This is a genomic window from Actinocatenispora comari, from assembly GCF_017312725.1.
Classification (GTDB): Bacteria; Actinomycetota; Actinomycetes; order Mycobacteriales; family Micromonosporaceae; genus Actinocatenispora; species Actinocatenispora comari.
The window spans coordinates 18,757-33,191 of the sequence record NZ_BOPO01000084.1; the positions used below are offsets into that span (position 1 = coordinate 18,757).

Annotated in this window: 16 protein-coding genes; 7 read left to right on the forward strand and 9 right to left on the reverse strand. The window is 68.0% G+C overall.

The annotated features are described in order from the left end of the window. Positions 1–616: 616 nt before the first annotated feature. Positions 617–1,201 (forward strand): TetR/AcrR family transcriptional regulator, encoded by a 585-nt coding sequence (locus NUM_RS21585; protein WP_207126724.1) that lies wholly within the window; start codon positions 617–619, stop codon positions 1,199–1,201. A 30-nt stretch (positions 1,202–1,231) separates the two neighbouring features. Here the strand turns inward: NUM_RS21585 and NUM_RS21590 are convergent, their stop codons facing one another. The 5 genes from NUM_RS21590 to NUM_RS21610 are packed head-to-tail and all read right to left on the reverse strand — an operon-like array spanning position 1,232 to position 4,563. Further along, the gene (locus NUM_RS21590; RefSeq protein WP_207126725.1) at positions 1,232–1,414 is read right to left on the reverse strand and encodes a hypothetical protein; all 183 of its coding nucleotides are present in this window, start codon (positions 1,412–1,414) and stop codon (positions 1,232–1,234) included. Continuing rightward, entirely contained in the window at positions 1,411–1,746 is a 336-nt protein-coding gene (locus tag NUM_RS21595) for an aldehyde dehydrogenase family protein (protein WP_207126726.1), read from the reverse strand. Before NUM_RS21595 ends, NUM_RS21590 begins: the two co-directional genes overlap by 4 nt. A gap of 20 nt (positions 1,747–1,766) precedes the next feature. Next, positions 1,767–2,759 (reverse strand): alpha/beta hydrolase, encoded by a 993-nt coding sequence (locus NUM_RS21600; protein ID WP_207126727.1) that lies wholly within the window; start codon positions 2,757–2,759, stop codon positions 1,767–1,769. A gap of 32 nt (positions 2,760–2,791) precedes the next feature. Next, the gene (locus NUM_RS21605; RefSeq protein WP_225918751.1) at positions 2,792–3,538 is read right to left on the reverse strand and encodes a type 1 glutamine amidotransferase domain-containing protein; all 747 of its coding nucleotides are present in this window, start codon (positions 3,536–3,538) and stop codon (positions 2,792–2,794) included. Continuing rightward, positions 3,535–4,563, reverse strand: a complete 1,029-nt coding sequence (locus tag NUM_RS21610) for an acetoacetate decarboxylase family protein (protein ID WP_225918752.1) — start codon at positions 4,561–4,563, stop codon at positions 3,535–3,537. The genes NUM_RS21605 and NUM_RS21610 overlap by 4 nt, the downstream gene beginning before the upstream one ends. Positions 4,564–4,707: 144 nt before the next feature. Between NUM_RS21610 and NUM_RS21615 the strand changes: the two genes are divergently transcribed. Together NUM_RS21615 and NUM_RS21620 are read left to right on the forward strand one after the other, a co-directional pair. After that, complete coding sequence (locus NUM_RS21615; protein WP_207126728.1) at positions 4,708–5,652, forward strand: NAD-dependent epimerase/dehydratase family protein; 945 nt, start codon at positions 4,708–4,710, stop codon at positions 5,650–5,652. A gap of 597 nt (positions 5,653–6,249) precedes the next feature. Further along, the gene (locus tag NUM_RS21620) at positions 6,250–7,284 is read left to right on the forward strand and encodes an ATP-dependent DNA ligase (protein ID WP_207126729.1); all 1,035 of its coding nucleotides are present in this window, start codon (positions 6,250–6,252) and stop codon (positions 7,282–7,284) included. Between the two features lie 292 nt (positions 7,285–7,576). Here the strand turns inward: NUM_RS21620 and NUM_RS21625 are convergent, their stop codons facing one another. Next, positions 7,577–8,323: a hypothetical protein gene (locus NUM_RS21625; RefSeq protein ID WP_207126730.1), complete on the reverse strand. Its 747-nt coding sequence runs from the start codon at positions 8,321–8,323 to the stop codon at positions 7,577–7,579. 19 nt (positions 8,324–8,342) lie between these two features. Between NUM_RS21625 and NUM_RS21630 the strand changes: the two genes are divergently transcribed. Together NUM_RS21630 and NUM_RS21635 are read left to right on the forward strand one after the other, a co-directional pair. Next, a complete protein-coding gene (locus NUM_RS21630; protein ID WP_207126731.1) occupies positions 8,343–8,663 on the forward strand; it encodes a hypothetical protein in 321 nt (106 codons plus the stop codon). 234 nt (positions 8,664–8,897) lie between these two features. Beyond that, complete coding sequence (locus NUM_RS21635; RefSeq protein ID WP_207126732.1) at positions 8,898–9,065, forward strand: hypothetical protein; 168 nt, start codon at positions 8,898–8,900, stop codon at positions 9,063–9,065. Positions 9,066–9,311: 246 nt separating this feature from the next. On the opposite strand, the gene NUM_RS21640 is transcribed toward NUM_RS21635, so the two are convergent. Together NUM_RS21640 and NUM_RS21645 are read right to left on the reverse strand one after the other, a co-directional pair. Next, the gene (locus NUM_RS21640) at positions 9,312–9,863 is read right to left on the reverse strand and encodes a GNAT family N-acetyltransferase (protein ID WP_225918753.1); all 552 of its coding nucleotides are present in this window, start codon (positions 9,861–9,863) and stop codon (positions 9,312–9,314) included. Next, positions 9,860–10,129: a hypothetical protein gene (locus NUM_RS21645; protein WP_207126733.1), complete on the reverse strand. Its 270-nt coding sequence runs from the start codon at positions 10,127–10,129 to the stop codon at positions 9,860–9,862. Before NUM_RS21645 ends, NUM_RS21640 begins: the two co-directional genes overlap by 4 nt. Before the next feature lie 84 nt (positions 10,130–10,213). Between NUM_RS21645 and NUM_RS21650 the strand changes: the two genes are divergently transcribed. Then, complete coding sequence (locus NUM_RS21650) at positions 10,214–10,567, forward strand: hypothetical protein (protein ID WP_207126734.1); 354 nt, start codon at positions 10,214–10,216, stop codon at positions 10,565–10,567. A 95-nt stretch (positions 10,568–10,662) separates the two neighbouring features. After that, on the forward strand, positions 10,663–12,804 hold the full coding sequence (locus NUM_RS21655; protein ID WP_207126735.1) for a hypothetical protein: 2,142 nt from the start codon (positions 10,663–10,665) through the stop codon (positions 12,802–12,804). 290 nt (positions 12,805–13,094) lie between these two features. On the opposite strand, the gene NUM_RS21660 is transcribed toward NUM_RS21655, so the two are convergent. After that, positions 13,095–14,315, reverse strand: a complete 1,221-nt coding sequence (locus NUM_RS21660; RefSeq protein ID WP_207126736.1) for a hypothetical protein — start codon at positions 14,313–14,315, stop codon at positions 13,095–13,097. Between the last annotated feature and the right edge of the window lie 120 nt (positions 14,316–14,435).

Consider the following 14,435-nt stretch of genomic DNA (forward strand, 5'->3'; position numbering starts at 1 on the left):
CGCACCCTGCTTTCCGTGCTCGTAAAGGCCCTGACCAGTGTCGATACTAGTTTGTGAGCAACCCTCATGTTCGATGATTATCGATACGGTGCCCGAGTCGTGCCCGAGGTAGGTCGAACCCAAGATCATATTCCGCGATGCGGATCACCCTCTGTAACTGTTGGTGGATTACCTTATGTAACTACTGGGATCGTGCCCCGGGTTGTGCGAGGTCGAGGTCGCAGTTCGGACAGTCCTGGCGGAGCCCGCTGTGCTGCACGGGGGCTGACGGAGAGCCCTCCCATGAGGTTCCTGGCTTGCCGCTGCTATACCCGTTGTCCGATGGCCTGCCGTGGCCCCGACATGATGGACACCGCTAAACCCCCCTCCTTTCGCAGAGGGTTACGTCGCCTGGGCCTGCGGCCGGTGCCCGGTACGTCGCGGCATGGCAGTCACACCGACCCTGACTCACTGACGAAGAGTCCGAACGACTGCGCGGCTAGCGGGACGCCTCCACCTATGCCGTCGAGGCGATCCGGGAGAAGCTCGCAAGGGTTGACCGCCGTGACGGGCACACCGACACCTGGCGGCCGTGTCCTCATCAGGGTCGGACCGGGTCGAAAACTAGGCTGGGAGCATGGTGGAGAAGGCGACGTCGAGCTATCACCACGGGGATCTGCCCGCGACGCTGGTGCGTTCCGCGATGGAGATGCTCGACGAGGACGGTGATGTCGAGCTGTCCTTGCGTGCGGTGGCGCGTCGTGCGGGCGTCTCGTCGGGTGCACCGTATCGGCACTTCCCGGATCGCATTTCGTTGTTGTCGGCGATCGCGGCGGTCGGTTACCGGGAGCTGATGGCTGAGTTGGTGGCTCGGCATCCGGAGCCGAAGACCGCGGCCGATTTGGGCGATCTGGCGGTCGGGTATGTGGAGTTTGCGCTGGCGCGGGGCGGCTTGTTTCGGGTGATGTTCGCCGAAGGCTGCGACCGGACCAGCCCGGACCGGGTGGCTGCGGTGGAGGCTGTGCACGCCTATCTGGGGGCGGCGGTCGGGCGGATCTTCGAAACCGACAACCCGTCGGCGCTGGCGACCGGCCTGTGGTCGGTTGTCCACGGCTTGGCCTTTCTGCACCTGGACGGCAAGCTTGACACCTCCTCGCAGCAGGGGATCAGGGACCGGGTACGGCAGGCCGTCATGGCCCTGGTGTCGGCGAAGCTCGCCTGATCTGTGGCGATGTCGCGGCGGTATCGTCGTTCACTTCACGCCGGGCAGTCGTTTGGGCAGGCGTATCCCCGCGGTGGCGAGGCGGGCGTAGCGGGCGGAGTCCCGGCCGTCCGGTGCTCGTACGGGTAAGACCCGCTCGACCGCGATCTGCGGCTCGGTGTATTTGAGGATCCCGTGCTCGCCGTGCCCGTGTCCCATGCCGAAGGCCTTCATGCCTCCCATGGGGGCATCGATCGATCCCCATGCTGGGGCGTAGGCGTCGTTGACTTGGCTGTGCCGGCCTGGAGCTGGGTGGCGACCTGTCGACCGTGGCGGGGATGGGAACTCCAGACACTGAAGTTCGGGCCGTATTCGCTGTCGTTGGCCTTGCGGATCGCCTCCGCCTCGTCGACCACCCGGTACACCGACACCACCGGCCCGAACGTTTCGTAGGCGAAGACCTCCATGTTGTCGTCCACATCGGTCAGGATCGTCGGCTCGTAGAAGTGCGGGCCGAGGTCGGGGCGGGCACGTCCACCGGCGAGAACGGTCGCCCCCTTGTTCACGGCACCCGCCCGGGCGGCGGTCAGCCGGTGAACGGTGCGCCGTCGCCGTGGAGTGCGTGGTGGAGGAATTCGATGGCTAGCGTGCGGGCGACGTTGGCGGCTTTGGTCTCGCGCAGGCTGTCCAGTAGCAGGAAGTCGTGGACCATGCCCGCGACCCGGACCGAGGTGACGTCCACGCCGGCCTCGCGTAGCTTGTTGGCGTACTGTTCGCCCTCGTCGCGCAGCACGTCGGCCTCGTCGGTGATCACCAGGGCCGGCGGCAGCCCTGTGAGGTCGTCGAGGTTCGCCTGCAGCGGTGAGGCGTACTTCTCCGTCCGCTGGGTCGGCTCGGGGGTGTAGGCGTCCCAGAACCACTTCATCCCGTCGCGGGTCAGGTAGTAGCCCTCGGCGAACTGGATGTATGACGGGGTGTCGAAGTCGGCGTTCGTGACCGGGTAGAGCAGCGCCTGCGCGGTCAGGTTCAGACCATCGCGGTCCTTGTTCATCAGTGCGAACACCGCCGACATGCACCCGCCCACCGACTCGCCAGTGACCGCCAGCCGGGAGGTGTCGATGCCGTGCTCGGCACCGTGTTGCGCCACCCATTGGCCGACCGCGTAGTTCTGCTCGATCTGGGTCGGGTAGCGCTTCTCCGGCGCCCGGTCGTACACCGGGAAGATGCCGGCTGCTTCTGCCCCGACGGTCAGCTCGCGGAACAGGCGGTCGTGGGTCTTGTCGTCGCCGAACACCCAGCCGGCGCCGTGGATGTAGAACAGCCCCGGCAGCGGCCCGGTCGAACCCTGGGGTCGGATGATGCGGGTGCGCACCGTGCCCCACTTGCTGGCATCGACATCAACCCAATCCTCGTCGACTGCGGGGCGGGGAACCGACTGGTCGCCTTGCAGGTCGGAAAGGATCTTGCGCCCCTGTTCGGGCGGGACCTCGTAGATGCGCGGGTGCGGATCGGTCGCGTCGGCCAACGCCTTCGCAGCTGGCTCCAGGTAGGGCGTGATCGGGGCGGGAATCTCGGCCATGGTTGCGCTCCTCTGGTTGTGGCGGTTGACGGTCAGTGGGCTGCCGAGTGGCTCTGCAGGTCGGCGATGACCTGGCGGGCGAGCTTCTCGGAGGACTGCGGATTCTCGCCGGTGTAGAGGTTGCGGTCGTGCACGATGTACGGGCGCAGCGGAAGTCCCTTGGAATAGTCGGCGCCGACCTGCTTCAGCCGGTCCTCCAGCAGCCACGGCGCCTTCCACGCGAACTTGTTGAGGCGCTCTTCCCGGTTGGACAGTCCGGTCATTCGGTAGCCGCGGAACGGCCAGCTGCCATCGGGGTTCTCGGCCGCCAACGACGCGGCCGGTGCATGGCACAGCAGCGCGAGCGGCCGCCCGGAGGCCAGCCGCTTGGTGAGCAACGCTCCCGAGACCGGGTCGACCGCCAGATCTTCCATCGGTCCGTGCCCGCCGGAGTAGAAGACCAGGTCGAAGTCGTCGGGATCCATGTCGGCGAGATCGGCCGGACGGTCCAGGACCGGCTGCAGGCGCTGGATGTCGGCGGCGATCTTGCGGGTCTTGCCCGGCAGCCCACCGGAGATGCCGAGACTGAGCTGGTCGATGACCGGCTTGTTGCCGCCGGGTGTGGCCACCGTGACCTCGAACCCCGCGTCAACGAACAGCTGGTAGGGAACCGCGAACTCTTCGGCCCACACCCCGGTCGGGTGCAGGGTGCCGTCGCGCAAGGTCCAGTGGCGTGCCGCCGAGAGCACCATCAACACAGACGTCATGTCGCCTTCTCGTTTCGTCGCAAGGCCGATCATCGGGACGGGAAGGAAACCGGTACGGGGATGTGCAGGGCGTTCTGACACCGCGTGAACACGTCCAACCGCAGCGGACGCTTCGGCTTCAACGACCGGATGTCATCGCTCAAGCGCCCCGACCCGAGCTCGAGCCCCACGTTGTTGGGCAGCAAGGCACTGCCGAACACAAGGTTGTTGGTCTGGCTGAGCGTCTGGTGCCAGCCGCCGTTCAGTTCGGTATAGGAGGTCAGCGTCGATACGCTCGTCCCGGTCGGGACGCGCTTCTGCTTCGGGGTCGCCACGTACAGGTCGATGTCGGTGCCGCCGTCGTCGTTGGCCACCCGCGCCCTGACGTACCGGTCGTCGATGTCGACGTCGATGTCGGTCACCCACTTCGGGAACCCGTAACCATCGTGACCGCGCACCTGCGCGATCTCGGTGTTGACCGGCAAGGAGAGCACGTAGCTGTACAGGTGGTCGTTGCCCAGCGCGGACAGCAGATCCACCGGCGCAAGGTTGCCGTGCCGTACTTCCTTGACCGCGATCCCGACCGTTGCCTCGGTGTAGAAGTCGATGTCGCACACGTCGTAGCGGAAGAAGACCACCGAGAACAACCCGATCCCCGGCGCGACCGTCAACGGATCCAAGCCCTCCGGGAGTCGGCTACGCAGCGCTCGGACCGGCGCAAGGTAGGTGATCTGCGCCTTCGACATGGCGTAGTAGAAGTTCGGCGTCAGGGTATTGCCGATCGCCGACTCGACGGTCGTCTTGGGCAGTGTGCGGAAGAAGTCGACGCTTCTGACTCGCGGATCGGCCTCGACCACGTCGAGGTCGGTGTTCATCCGGTACCGGGCGAACAACCCGTCCGCCGGCACTCGCACCGTCCGGCTGCCGAGCTCGACCTCGACGGTCTCGGCGTCCGTCATCATGTTTGCCCTCTCCCGAACTTGGTCAGTCACCAGACGACTCCGCGAAGGAATGTAAGCAACGATCACTTTAACGCCGGGAGAGCCAAGGCGCTGAACGGTCAGCGAAGGTGGGTCCACACGAGTGACACTCGGCGCCGCCTGTAGGCGGGGATCGCTCGATGGTGTCGGCCCGCCATCTCGACGTAAGCAGTGTTAACATTGCCGTGAGGTCACCATGCACTCCGAGGGACGGTGCCGGACGCGCGGGGAGGACGGATCGGGATGCAGACGATCCTGGGGGCCAACGGCCAGATCGCGGTCGAGCTGGCACGCGAGCTGCGCCACGCCCACACCGACCGGCTGAGGCTTGTCAGCCGCAGTCCACGCAAGGTCAACGATGCCGACCAGCTGATGCGCGCCGACCTGCTCGACGCCGAGCAGACCGCGAAGGCGGTCGCCGGCAGCGAGATCGTCTACTTCACCGCAGGGTTGCCCGCGAACACGCGCCTGTGGGAGGCGCAGTTCCCGACCATGCTGGGCAACGCGCTGGACGCCGCCAGGGCCGCCGGGGCAAGGTTCGCCTACTTCGACAACACCTACATGTACCCGCAAGACGACCGCATGCAGACCGAGGACACCCCGTTCGAACCGGCCGGACCCAAGGCCCGGGCCCGCGCCCGCATGGCCACGACGGCCCTGGCCGAGATGACGCGCGGGGACATCCCCGTGCTCATCGCCCGAGCCCCAGAGTTCTACGGACCCGGCCGCACGCAGGGCTTCACCAACTCACTGATCATCGACCGGCTCAAGGCCGGCAAGCAGCCCCTCGTGCCGGTGCGCGACGACCGCCTCCGCACCCTGATCTGGACGCCGGACGCCAGCCGCGCTCTGGCTGTGCTCGGCAATACTCCCGACGCGTACGGGCAGACCTGGCACCTGCCCGTCGACAACGCTCGGCTCACCTTCCGGGAGTTCGTCGCGCTGGCGGCCGATGCGTTCGGTACGGACCCGAGGTACACCCTGGTCCCGAAGCGGGTGCTCACCGTGGCTGGCATCGTCTCACCGCGGGCGCGAGAGATCCGGGAACTGCTGCCCCGCTACGCGCATGACAACGTCTTCGACGCCTCGAAATTCACCCAGCGGTTCCCCGACTTTGCCGTCACCACCTACCGGCAGGGACTCGACGCCATCCGGGCGGAGACCGGCGCGTTCGCCGTCAACTCCTGACCATCATGCGGCGGGTGTCGCCGCGTGCAGCCGGGCCCGGGGCGTCGTAGCTGGGCTGCGGGACGCGGACGGCCGGGCGGGTGATCCCCAAACGGGAGTGCTGATAGTGGAGTACGTACTTCCCGGCCGCGCCGTCGTGCTGCTGTCGCACACCGCCGCGGCGAGGGTGTACCGGTAGCGACCGCCGCGGCAGCCCGGGGTCTGAACACGTCGCTCTTCAACGGTGAGCCTGGCGAATGGTGAGGGTGGGCGCTTGGGCCCGCCCAGCGACTCATTCGTGCGAGGGCGGCCAGACTGCCGGGATCGCTGTAGTACCAACCCTGGTGGTGGGGCCCATCTGATCGGCGCCGACTTCGACGACGATCAAGCGCCAGGTGAGCAGCTGCCGAACGGCAAGGCGCCGGAAGCCTGCCCTGACTGCGTACGGCAAACCGCTCAACCGCGCCGGAACGAGCCGATAGCTTCCGGCGTAGGCACGGATGGGTTTGGCGGTGGGCTTGTTCGCCGGATGTGGACGCGGGTTGAGATTGTCGCTCGGGCGGGTGCGCAGGTGGGTTCTTGGCCTGTGGCTGCGGTGGCCGGGCCGATGATCACGATGTGCCGTGGGGTCACCCGCCGATCGAACTGATGCTCGCCGCGCCGGTCGCCGAGCTACCGATGTCGAGCCCGGCCGGCGGCAATCGGTTTGAACCGAAGATGGACGGCTGGCGCGCGGCCGTGGTTTGCACCGAGGAGCGGCGGCCACAATTGAGATCTCGCAACGGTAAACGCCTCGACGCCTACCTGCCGGACCTGCGTCGGGCGATCGCACAGCTTCCCGCATGCACTGTTTTGGATGCCGAGGCGGTGGCCTGGAATCCGCGCGGCCACATGGACTTCGCTGCGTTGCAACGGCGGCTGGTTGCAGGCCGTGGCCTACAGCTTCACGCGGCCCGGTTCCCGGCCTACCTCATTGTGTTCGACGCCCTGATCATCGCTGCCCGCGACTGGCGTGACCGGCCGCTGGTCGAGCGTAGGGAAGCGCTGGAGCAGTTGCTGGCCACATCGCCGGATAGGTTGCTGCTGTGCCCGCAGACCGACGATCTCGCCGAAGCACAGGCCATGGCGGCCGAGATGCAACCGTTGGGGGCAGAAGGACTCGTCATCAAACCCGCCGCTAGCCGCTATCGGGGCGGGCGGGCTCGTGCCCGTAGCGTGGATCGGTGGACCAAGTGGAGGTTACGACACTCCGCCGAGGCCGTGGTCGGCGGGATCACCGGTAGCCGTGCCCGGCCGGAAGCCTTGCTGCTGGGCCGTTTCGACGCCGAGAATCGACTGCGTGTGGTCGGCCAAACGACCCGCCTGTCCGACGGGCAAGCCGCCGAGATCGCGCCACTGCTTCAACCTCCCGGCATCGGCCGCCAACGCCCTACCTATCCGTGGCCGCAGCCACTTCCAGCCGGGCGCCTGACACGCTTCGGACAGCGGGATGCGTTGCCTTACAAGCAAGTCGAACCAGACCTCGTGGTGGAGGTGTCGGCTGACACGGCATTCGAACTGGGGCGCTGGCGACATCCGCCGCGGTACCAACGAGTTCGAGCAGACCTGTCGCCGCGGTCGACTCCGCCCCACCGCTGGGATATCGCAGACTGATCGCATGCCGAGAACGAACTCCGGCCCGTAGGTTCTGCGGTGCTCGTGGCCGGCTGTGGGAGGTTGAGTTTAGCTACGTCGCGTCATGACGCGCCTCGACGAGCTGACCTGCCCCACGGCCTGAGCGCGCGAGCCCCGAATACCGCGGTCCGTCGATAGCTCGGCTGGGCCTGTCGGCCTGGTATTCGCTGCAGCACCGTTGGGACACAACCGAATGAGCCGCCGAAGCCGGTATGTCGGCGCGCCACGAGGCCGGCTCATATATGACAAACCGGCACGGGGTTCCTGTCCGCTATGGCCGAGCCCGCGCGGTAGCAGCGGCGGAGGGTGCTCGATGTGCTGGTCGTTGACTCATGCTGGTGCTGTCGCGCCAAGGGAGGTAGTCGAATTCGTCGATGACCTCCTGCACCTGCCTGAGCGCCTGGGTGTCATGCCGGTGGTAGGTCCGGCGGTCGATGCCGTCGGGTCCTTGCTGGTCGGTTACCCAGCCGTCGGGTCCGGCGTCTTCGATTTTGAGGCGGATCTGGTTCCAGCGTCCCCAGGTACCCGACCACCAAGACTGGACCAGCTGGGTGGGTGCGATCTCGGCGATCTGGCCGCGCCCGTTGGGTAGCCACACGGTCTTGATCGCCGGCCGGCCCGAGCGGGGTGCGGCGTGGATGGTCAGTGCCCGGCGTGTCAGCCGGCCGCGGCCGTTCGGATAGATGCCGTGCCAGCGGGGCCTGGTGGTCGACAACCGCACTGCCGCGTCGGACCATTGATCGTCCAGGACCAGCAGCACGCAGTTGGCCTGCCTCACGCGGGTCTGCAGCCGCATGCGCATCCGCTGCGTCAGCGGCGCGGTTGGCCGGGTCACCACCATGCGCATCCCGTCGGCCAGGGCAGACACGACCGCCGCCCACCGAGGGCCGGGCTCGGGTACCAGCACGGTGCGCTCGGCCGCCACTCCCAACTCCTGCGCGGCCACCACACCCCAGTGCGGGATCCCGACTACGGCGACCCACCCGCCGTGGTCGGTACCGGCCGCCGCGAGGCTCATCGCCAACGACAGTGACCCGATGCCGCCGGTGATTGCTGTCGCCCGCTGCCGTGACAGCCCGCCGGGAAGCAGTGGCCGCAGTGGCTCCGGCACCGGCAGTCCGCCGATGATCCCGCGCTCGATCTGCCGGTCGTCGATGAGTTTGCGCAGCTCAGCGACGCCAGCCATGAGTCAGATCATCGAACGTACGTTCGATTTCGTCAACCTGACCCGCCCGGACGAGTCGATCACATGGACGAGCTGTTGTCGGTGCTGTCCCGGTGCTCCGGGCCCGGGCATCGCACCTGCGGGAAAGCCGGGAGTCTTCGGCGGCTTCGTTCGGGTCGTGGGCGTGCTGTAGCGCTCGCGGGTGACGCGCTGGACATGGCCTTCGAACATGTGTTCGTATTGGTCAGTGGTGGGGACGTTGTGGCCGGACGGGGTGCCCTGGGATCGCGTGGTAGCACCACGGCGGCGGTGGATGCGGCGCGGGAGGCCATGGGAGGCCGAGTTCATCAACCTCGACGAGCTGTCCGGCGAGGGTGGGCGTTGGCGGGTGAACTGGACCGGTCGCACTGCCCGTCGTGGTGATCTGGTGTACGAGGCGCTCGACGAGGCGTTGGGCACCGTCCAGTGGGTCATCGAGCAGGGTGGCGACTGGGTCGAGGTGGACCCGAGCGATGCGCGTCGGGTGATCGATGACTGCGAGTTGGGCACCGACGTGCGTGGGGAAGTGGCCCCGCTGCCACGATCGGGGCCGTGATCGGCGGATGCGTGGCCAGATCGCCGGCCGGGCGGGCACCGGTCGACGGCCTTCCCAGCGCCGGCTCACCGACCGGCTGCAGTCCGGTCCAGGTTGCTGCGCATCCAAACCGTGAATCTCTCGTCGGTCGACTCGACGGGCATCACCGAGCGGGTCACGACGATGCTGGCTCATCGGTCAGTTGCCGCAGAGATGCCTGGCTGCCGAGCGTGGCGAGGGCGGTCTCCAGAAAGCGGCGTGGTGTGGCTATCTGATCGGCAGGCTGTGGGTCATGGCTTGGTTGACGGGCCAGCCGGGTTGTGGTTGGACGAGGCCGGCGGGTTGCCAGCCCCAGTGCTGGTAGATGGTGTGTGCGGTGGTGTCGGGGTTGACCAGTAGTACGGCCCAGGCCTCGGGGCGGTGCGCCAGCGCGGTGTGGACGAGTTGGCGTGCGAGCCCTCGGCCGCGGTGAGGGCGGCGGATGGCGAGTTCGTAGAGGCCGGCTTTGTCGGCTGCGTGGATGTCCGGGGGTGGGGTGTCGAGTGCTCCGCGCCACCAGCGGCCAGCTTCGAGGGTGGCGACGTAGGCCATGCCGACGAGGCGGTGGCCGTCGTAGGCAGCGGCGAGTGCGAATCCAGGTTGCTGGGTCTGTTGCCGGTAGCGGTCGGTGAAGGCGGCGACGTCGTCGGGCCCTTCGTTGTAGGGGGGTTCGGCGTACACCTCCGCATACAGCTCGGCCACCTGTTCGGCGATGCCGCGGGCCTGGGGTGGTTGGAGAAGCGTGATGCTGGGGCCGGTCATGGCCTTATCGTCGGTCATGCGATCAGTCCTGCGGTGCGGGCACGTTCGACCAGGTCGGCCGAGGACGTGATCTCCACGGACAGCCTGCGGTCATTGAGTGCTGTCCGGGGCTGCCGCGGCACTGGCGGCGCCGAGGTTGGCTGCTGAGCGTTGCGGCGTATCGGGAGTGCCTTCGGCGGACGGACCGCGATGGCGCGGGTCCATGCCGATGAACGCCAGAACGGTGGACGCCTGGCCGGGTCTGAGGCCGCGAACGCGGTCACCGAGATCACGGTCTGACCCATTTGCTCAATGTATTCAGGTGAGCTGTTTCGGTACAGTGGAGGACAAATTGATGCTCGCGAATGTCTCGACGCGGGGTGGTGGCGGTGGACGAGCTGGCATTGGCGGTGGCTACCACGGTGGCAACAAAGGGCGCTGAGGCGTTGGTGTCCGGCGCTCGGAGCGCGGTGGCGGCGCTGGTCCGGTGTGTTCGCGATCGTGTTGCAGGCCCAGGTGATCGTGGTGGGTTGCTGGGGCCGGGGGAGTCGATCGAGGCTTTTGCGGCGGGCATCGCGCGGGCGATGGATGGTGATCCGGCGTTTGCCGCGATGCTGCGGCGGCTGTGGGCTGACGCGTCGGTGGAGTTGTCTGCTGTCGAGGGCGGGGTGGTGAACGTGTTCACCGGCTCTGGCCGGAACGTGGTGCAGGCTCGCGATATTCAGGGTGGGGTGTCGTTCTGAGCGCCGACGCGCAGAGCCGGCGGCCGAGCGTTCCGGGGGTCGAGAATCTCCCGGCGTCGGCTTGTCCTGGTGCGCGCAACGAGGTTTCCGGGGTTGTGCTGGGGCCGAGTGTTCAGGCGGGTGTGATCCACGGCGGCGTCCACCTTCATGAGTCTGGTGGCAGGGAGCGGATCCCGCACCAGTTGGCGGCGTCACCGGCGTTGTTCATCAATCGGGACGCCGAGATTGCGGCATTGTTGGATGCGGTCGATCAGCAGTCGCGGATGTTGGCGGTGGTGAGTGGGCCGGGTGGTGTGGGCAAGACGGCGCTGGTTTTGCGGTTCGCGCATCTGGTCAAGGACCGGTTCGCCGATGGACAGCTGTACTGCGACTTGGGTGGGTGGGGCGGTGAGCCGGTCGATCCGGCCGAGGCGCTTGGGGCGTTCCTGCGGGCATTGGGAGTGGCCAGCGAGCGGATCCCGGTCGGGTTGGGAGAGCTTACGGCGCTGTATCGGTCGGTGACTGCGACCAAATCGTTGTTGGTGGTTTTGGACAATGCGCTGTCGACGGCGCAGGTACGTGTGTTGGTCCCGGCGTCGGTGTCGGGCGTTGTGCTGGTCACCAGCCGCAAGCGGTTGGGTGGGCTCGTGCCTGACGGAGCCCGGCTGCTCGAGGTCGGCCCGTTGAGCGTGACCGACGGGGTGCGGTTGTTGTCGCGGGCGGTCGGTGCGGCCCGGGTGCAGGCGGAGGCGGACAGCGCGCGAGAGATGGCCGCCTTGTGTGGCGGGCTACCTGTTGCTCTGTGTGTGGCCGCGGCGCGGTTGGTGGCGCGACCGCGGTTGCCGGTGGGTGCGATGGCCGGCGAGTTGGGAGACGAGCGGCGACGGTTGGAAGTGTTGAGCCTGGGTGATGGCGACGTGTCGGTGGAGGCGTCGCTGGATCTGTCCTACCGGTCGCTGCCGGCTGCGGGCGCCGCACTGTATCGCCGGTTGGCGCTGCATCCTGGGCGGGAGTTCTGCGCAGGGGTGGCCGAGAGTGTCAGCGGCACGCGGGCGGGCCGGACGCTGGATCTGCTGGTCGGGGCGAGCCTGCTGGAGGAGATCGACGCTGACCGGTTCCGGTTTCATGACCTGCTCCGGCTGCATGCGCGCCGGCGGGCTGAGGCCGACGACCCGCCGCAGCTACGGTCCAGTGTTTTGAGGGCGTTGGTGGAGTGGTATGTGGCCGCGGCGATGCGCGCCGACCGGGTGGTCACGCCGTATCGACGGCGCCTGCCGTACCGGTTCGTCTCCGCGGTGTCGGGGCTGCCGGAGCTGTCGGACCGGGCGGGCGCCCTGGCGTGGCTGGAGACCGAACGGTTGAATCTGATCGAGTCGGGCCGTGTTGCGATGCGGGAAGGCTGGTACGAGCTGGCATGGCAGCTGGCGGATGTGATGTGGCCGCTGCTGCTGTATCGCAAGCACCGCCGGGACCGGCTGGAGATCGATAAGCGTGGTATGGCGGCGGCTCAGGCGTGGGGTAACCGGCTTGCCGAGGCGCACATGTGCAAGCGGCTGGCCCGGATCTGTGTGACCACCGGCGACCCTGTCGCGGCCGAACATCATCTTCACCAAGCGATCGGCCTGTACGAGCAGGTGGGTGACGAGCGGGATCGTGTCGACGCGAGGGCAGCGCTGGTCTCGCTGTATCGGGCAACCGGCCGGCTGGGAGAGGCGACAGCAACCGCCAGGGCAGTGCTGGAGGCCAATCGTCGACTGGATGATCCTCGCAGTACCGGGTTGGCGTTGCTGATGCTCGCCGAGCTTCTCACCCACGGCGATCAGCCGGACGAGGCGCTTGGTCTGCTCACGCAGGCCGAGCGGCTGTTTACCCAGTTGGATGAGGTCGACCCCTACAACGGGGTGCGGGTACAGACCGCTCTGGCGGCTACGTTGCTTCGCCAGGGCGACCCGGGCCGGGCCGGTCGCGCCGCCACCCGCGCGGCCGACGGGATGGCCTGGCTCGGCTCGGATTTTGAACAGGCGCAGGCCCTGAACCTGCTCGGACAGGCCGCCGCAGCCCAGGACGACGCCCGGGCCGCGGCAGCAGCCTGGATCGAGGCGCGCCGGTTGTTCGACGCGGCAGGCGCACCGTCACGCGCTGCGGAGCTTAGCCGCCGTCTGGCTGGCCTGCCGCACCAGCCAGGCACCCAGGTCCCACCAATCGACCGTGACCAGGCCGCCAGCCCCGAGCAGCCGGGGCACGGCGGCCGCCGGTGAGCAGCAGTTGGCCTGCGCCCACCACCAATACACGCCGCGAACATCGGCCAGCACGACAGCCGGCGTCGCCTGCGTGGGCGGCAGAGTGATCAGCAGCCCGTCCCGGGTGGCGATCAGCACCCGCCCATCGCGCAGGGCGACAGCGGCCAGACTCAGCCCCGGCCATCGCCGGAACAGCCCCGCGAAGCGCGGGCAAGCCCCGTCGCCTGCAGGCAGCAACAGAATGTCGGCGAGCGCCACCTGTGACGGGCAACTGCCTGCGGTGGCGGTCACGGGTTCCGCGGTGTCCATCAGGCCGCCCTCTCGCCGGAGAAGCTCGGCGTCGGGACCGGGCGCGGCCGGCGGTGCTGCCCCAGGGCGGGCAAGGAGAGCAGGCGGTAGATCTCGCGGTCGATCAGCACACCGGCCTGCCCCGGACGAGAGGTCAGCGCGGCGGCAAGCGTGTCGGCGTCCACCGGCCGCGCGGCCAAGATCTGCCCCAGCAGCGGCCGGTCATCGCGTAATGTGTCGGCCCGCTCGGCCAGCAGCGCCTGCGCTGACCCTGCGGCCGTGGCGCCGGCGGTGGCCGGGGCCAGGTGCAGCACGGGCCGGCCGATGGCTGCGGCATAGACCGGGACCGATCCGTGGTCCCCGATGACCACATCAGCCGCCACGATCAGCCCGCGCCAGTCTTCGGCCGGATCAAGCACCATCAGGCCGGCCTCGCGGCAGTCGCGCAACCACGCCAGGACCTGCCGGTGGCCGTGCGCGGTCCACACCGCTGGATGCAGCAGGGCCACGACTTGAAACCGGCTGGCGGCAAGCGCCGTCATCAGCTGCGGCAACAGGTTCGGATGGTGCCCGAACACCCCGTCACAGCCCCAGGTGGAGCTGACGACCACCAACCGCTGGCGCGGCGCCACGCCACACATCTGACGGTAGTGGCTGCGGTGCGGCAGGCTCGCGACGAGCCGATCGAAACAGGGGTCGCCGACCACCCTGGCTACCGGTACCGCCGGCGGGCACTGGTGTTCCAACAGCTCCAGCTGCCGCTGATGCGGCAACGCCAGCACCGCGGGAATCACCCGGCCGTTGTGCAGCAGCCGCTGGGCATCCAGCCCATACACCTGCAGGCTCTGCGATGTGGGATCGGCGCCGGGCCCAGGCCGTACGGTCTTGCCGAAGCCAGCTCCGTGCGGGAGCAGCAGCACCGGCGCGTGCAACTCGTGCAACGCGCCGCGCGATGCGGCGATCGCGAGATCGAACCGTTCTCGCACGGCCTGATGCCACGGCAACACCAGCGCACCAAGCTCCCGCAGCATCGACGCCACCCCGTGCGCGAAGGCGTCCGGCGCCACCGTAAACACCACCTGGATCCGCGGATCGGACTCGATGTCGTCCACGACATCCAGTAGCCGGAACCCGCTGACCAGCGTGTGCACCACCACCAACACCGTCCGGCATCCACGCCGCGTGACCCACCGGTCGGCGTCCAACCCGACCGGCATCGGCAACCACTCGGATGTGCACATGGCGGCCTCCCCGTTTCGTCGAAGGAAACTGCTGACCCTTCGAAGGCTGGAAGGCCTACTTGCCGCCCACGTTGCCAAGACGTTGTCAAACCCCTCATCACGGTCTGTCAGATCTTGGGC

What these genes read in the sequence shown, in the direction of transcription:
- NUM_RS21585 (WP_207126724.1), top strand. Translation starts at nt 617, where the DNA reads ATGGTGGAGAAGGCGACGTCGAGCTATCACCACGGGGATCTGCCCGCG.
- NUM_RS21590 (WP_207126725.1), bottom strand. Translation starts at nt 1,414, where the DNA reads ATGAAGGCCTTCGGCATGGGACACGGGCACGGCGAGCACGGGATCCTC.
- NUM_RS21600 (WP_207126727.1), bottom strand. Translation starts at nt 2,759, where the DNA reads ATGGCCGAGATTCCCGCCCCGATCACGCCCTACCTGGAGCCAGCTGCG.
- NUM_RS21605 (WP_225918751.1), bottom strand. Translation starts at nt 3,538, where the DNA reads ATGATCGGCCTTGCGACGAAACGAGAAGGCGACATGACGTCTGTGTTG.
- NUM_RS21615 (WP_207126728.1), top strand. Translation starts at nt 4,708, where the DNA reads ATGCAGACGATCCTGGGGGCCAACGGCCAGATCGCGGTCGAGCTGGCA.
- NUM_RS21625 (WP_207126730.1), bottom strand. Translation starts at nt 8,323, where the DNA reads ATGAGCCTCGCGGCGGCCGGTACCGACCACGGCGGGTGGGTCGCCGTA.
- NUM_RS21630 (WP_207126731.1), top strand. Translation starts at nt 8,343, where the DNA reads ATGCCGCCGGTGATTGCTGTCGCCCGCTGCCGTGACAGCCCGCCGGGA.
- NUM_RS21640 (WP_225918753.1), bottom strand. Translation starts at nt 9,863, where the DNA reads ATGACCGACGATAAGGCCATGACCGGCCCCAGCATCACGCTTCTCCAA.
- NUM_RS21645 (WP_207126733.1), bottom strand. Translation starts at nt 10,129, where the DNA reads ATGGGTCAGACCGTGATCTCGGTGACCGCGTTCGCGGCCTCAGACCCG.
- NUM_RS21660 (WP_207126736.1), bottom strand. Translation starts at nt 14,315, where the DNA reads ATGTGCACATCCGAGTGGTTGCCGATGCCGGTCGGGTTGGACGCCGAC.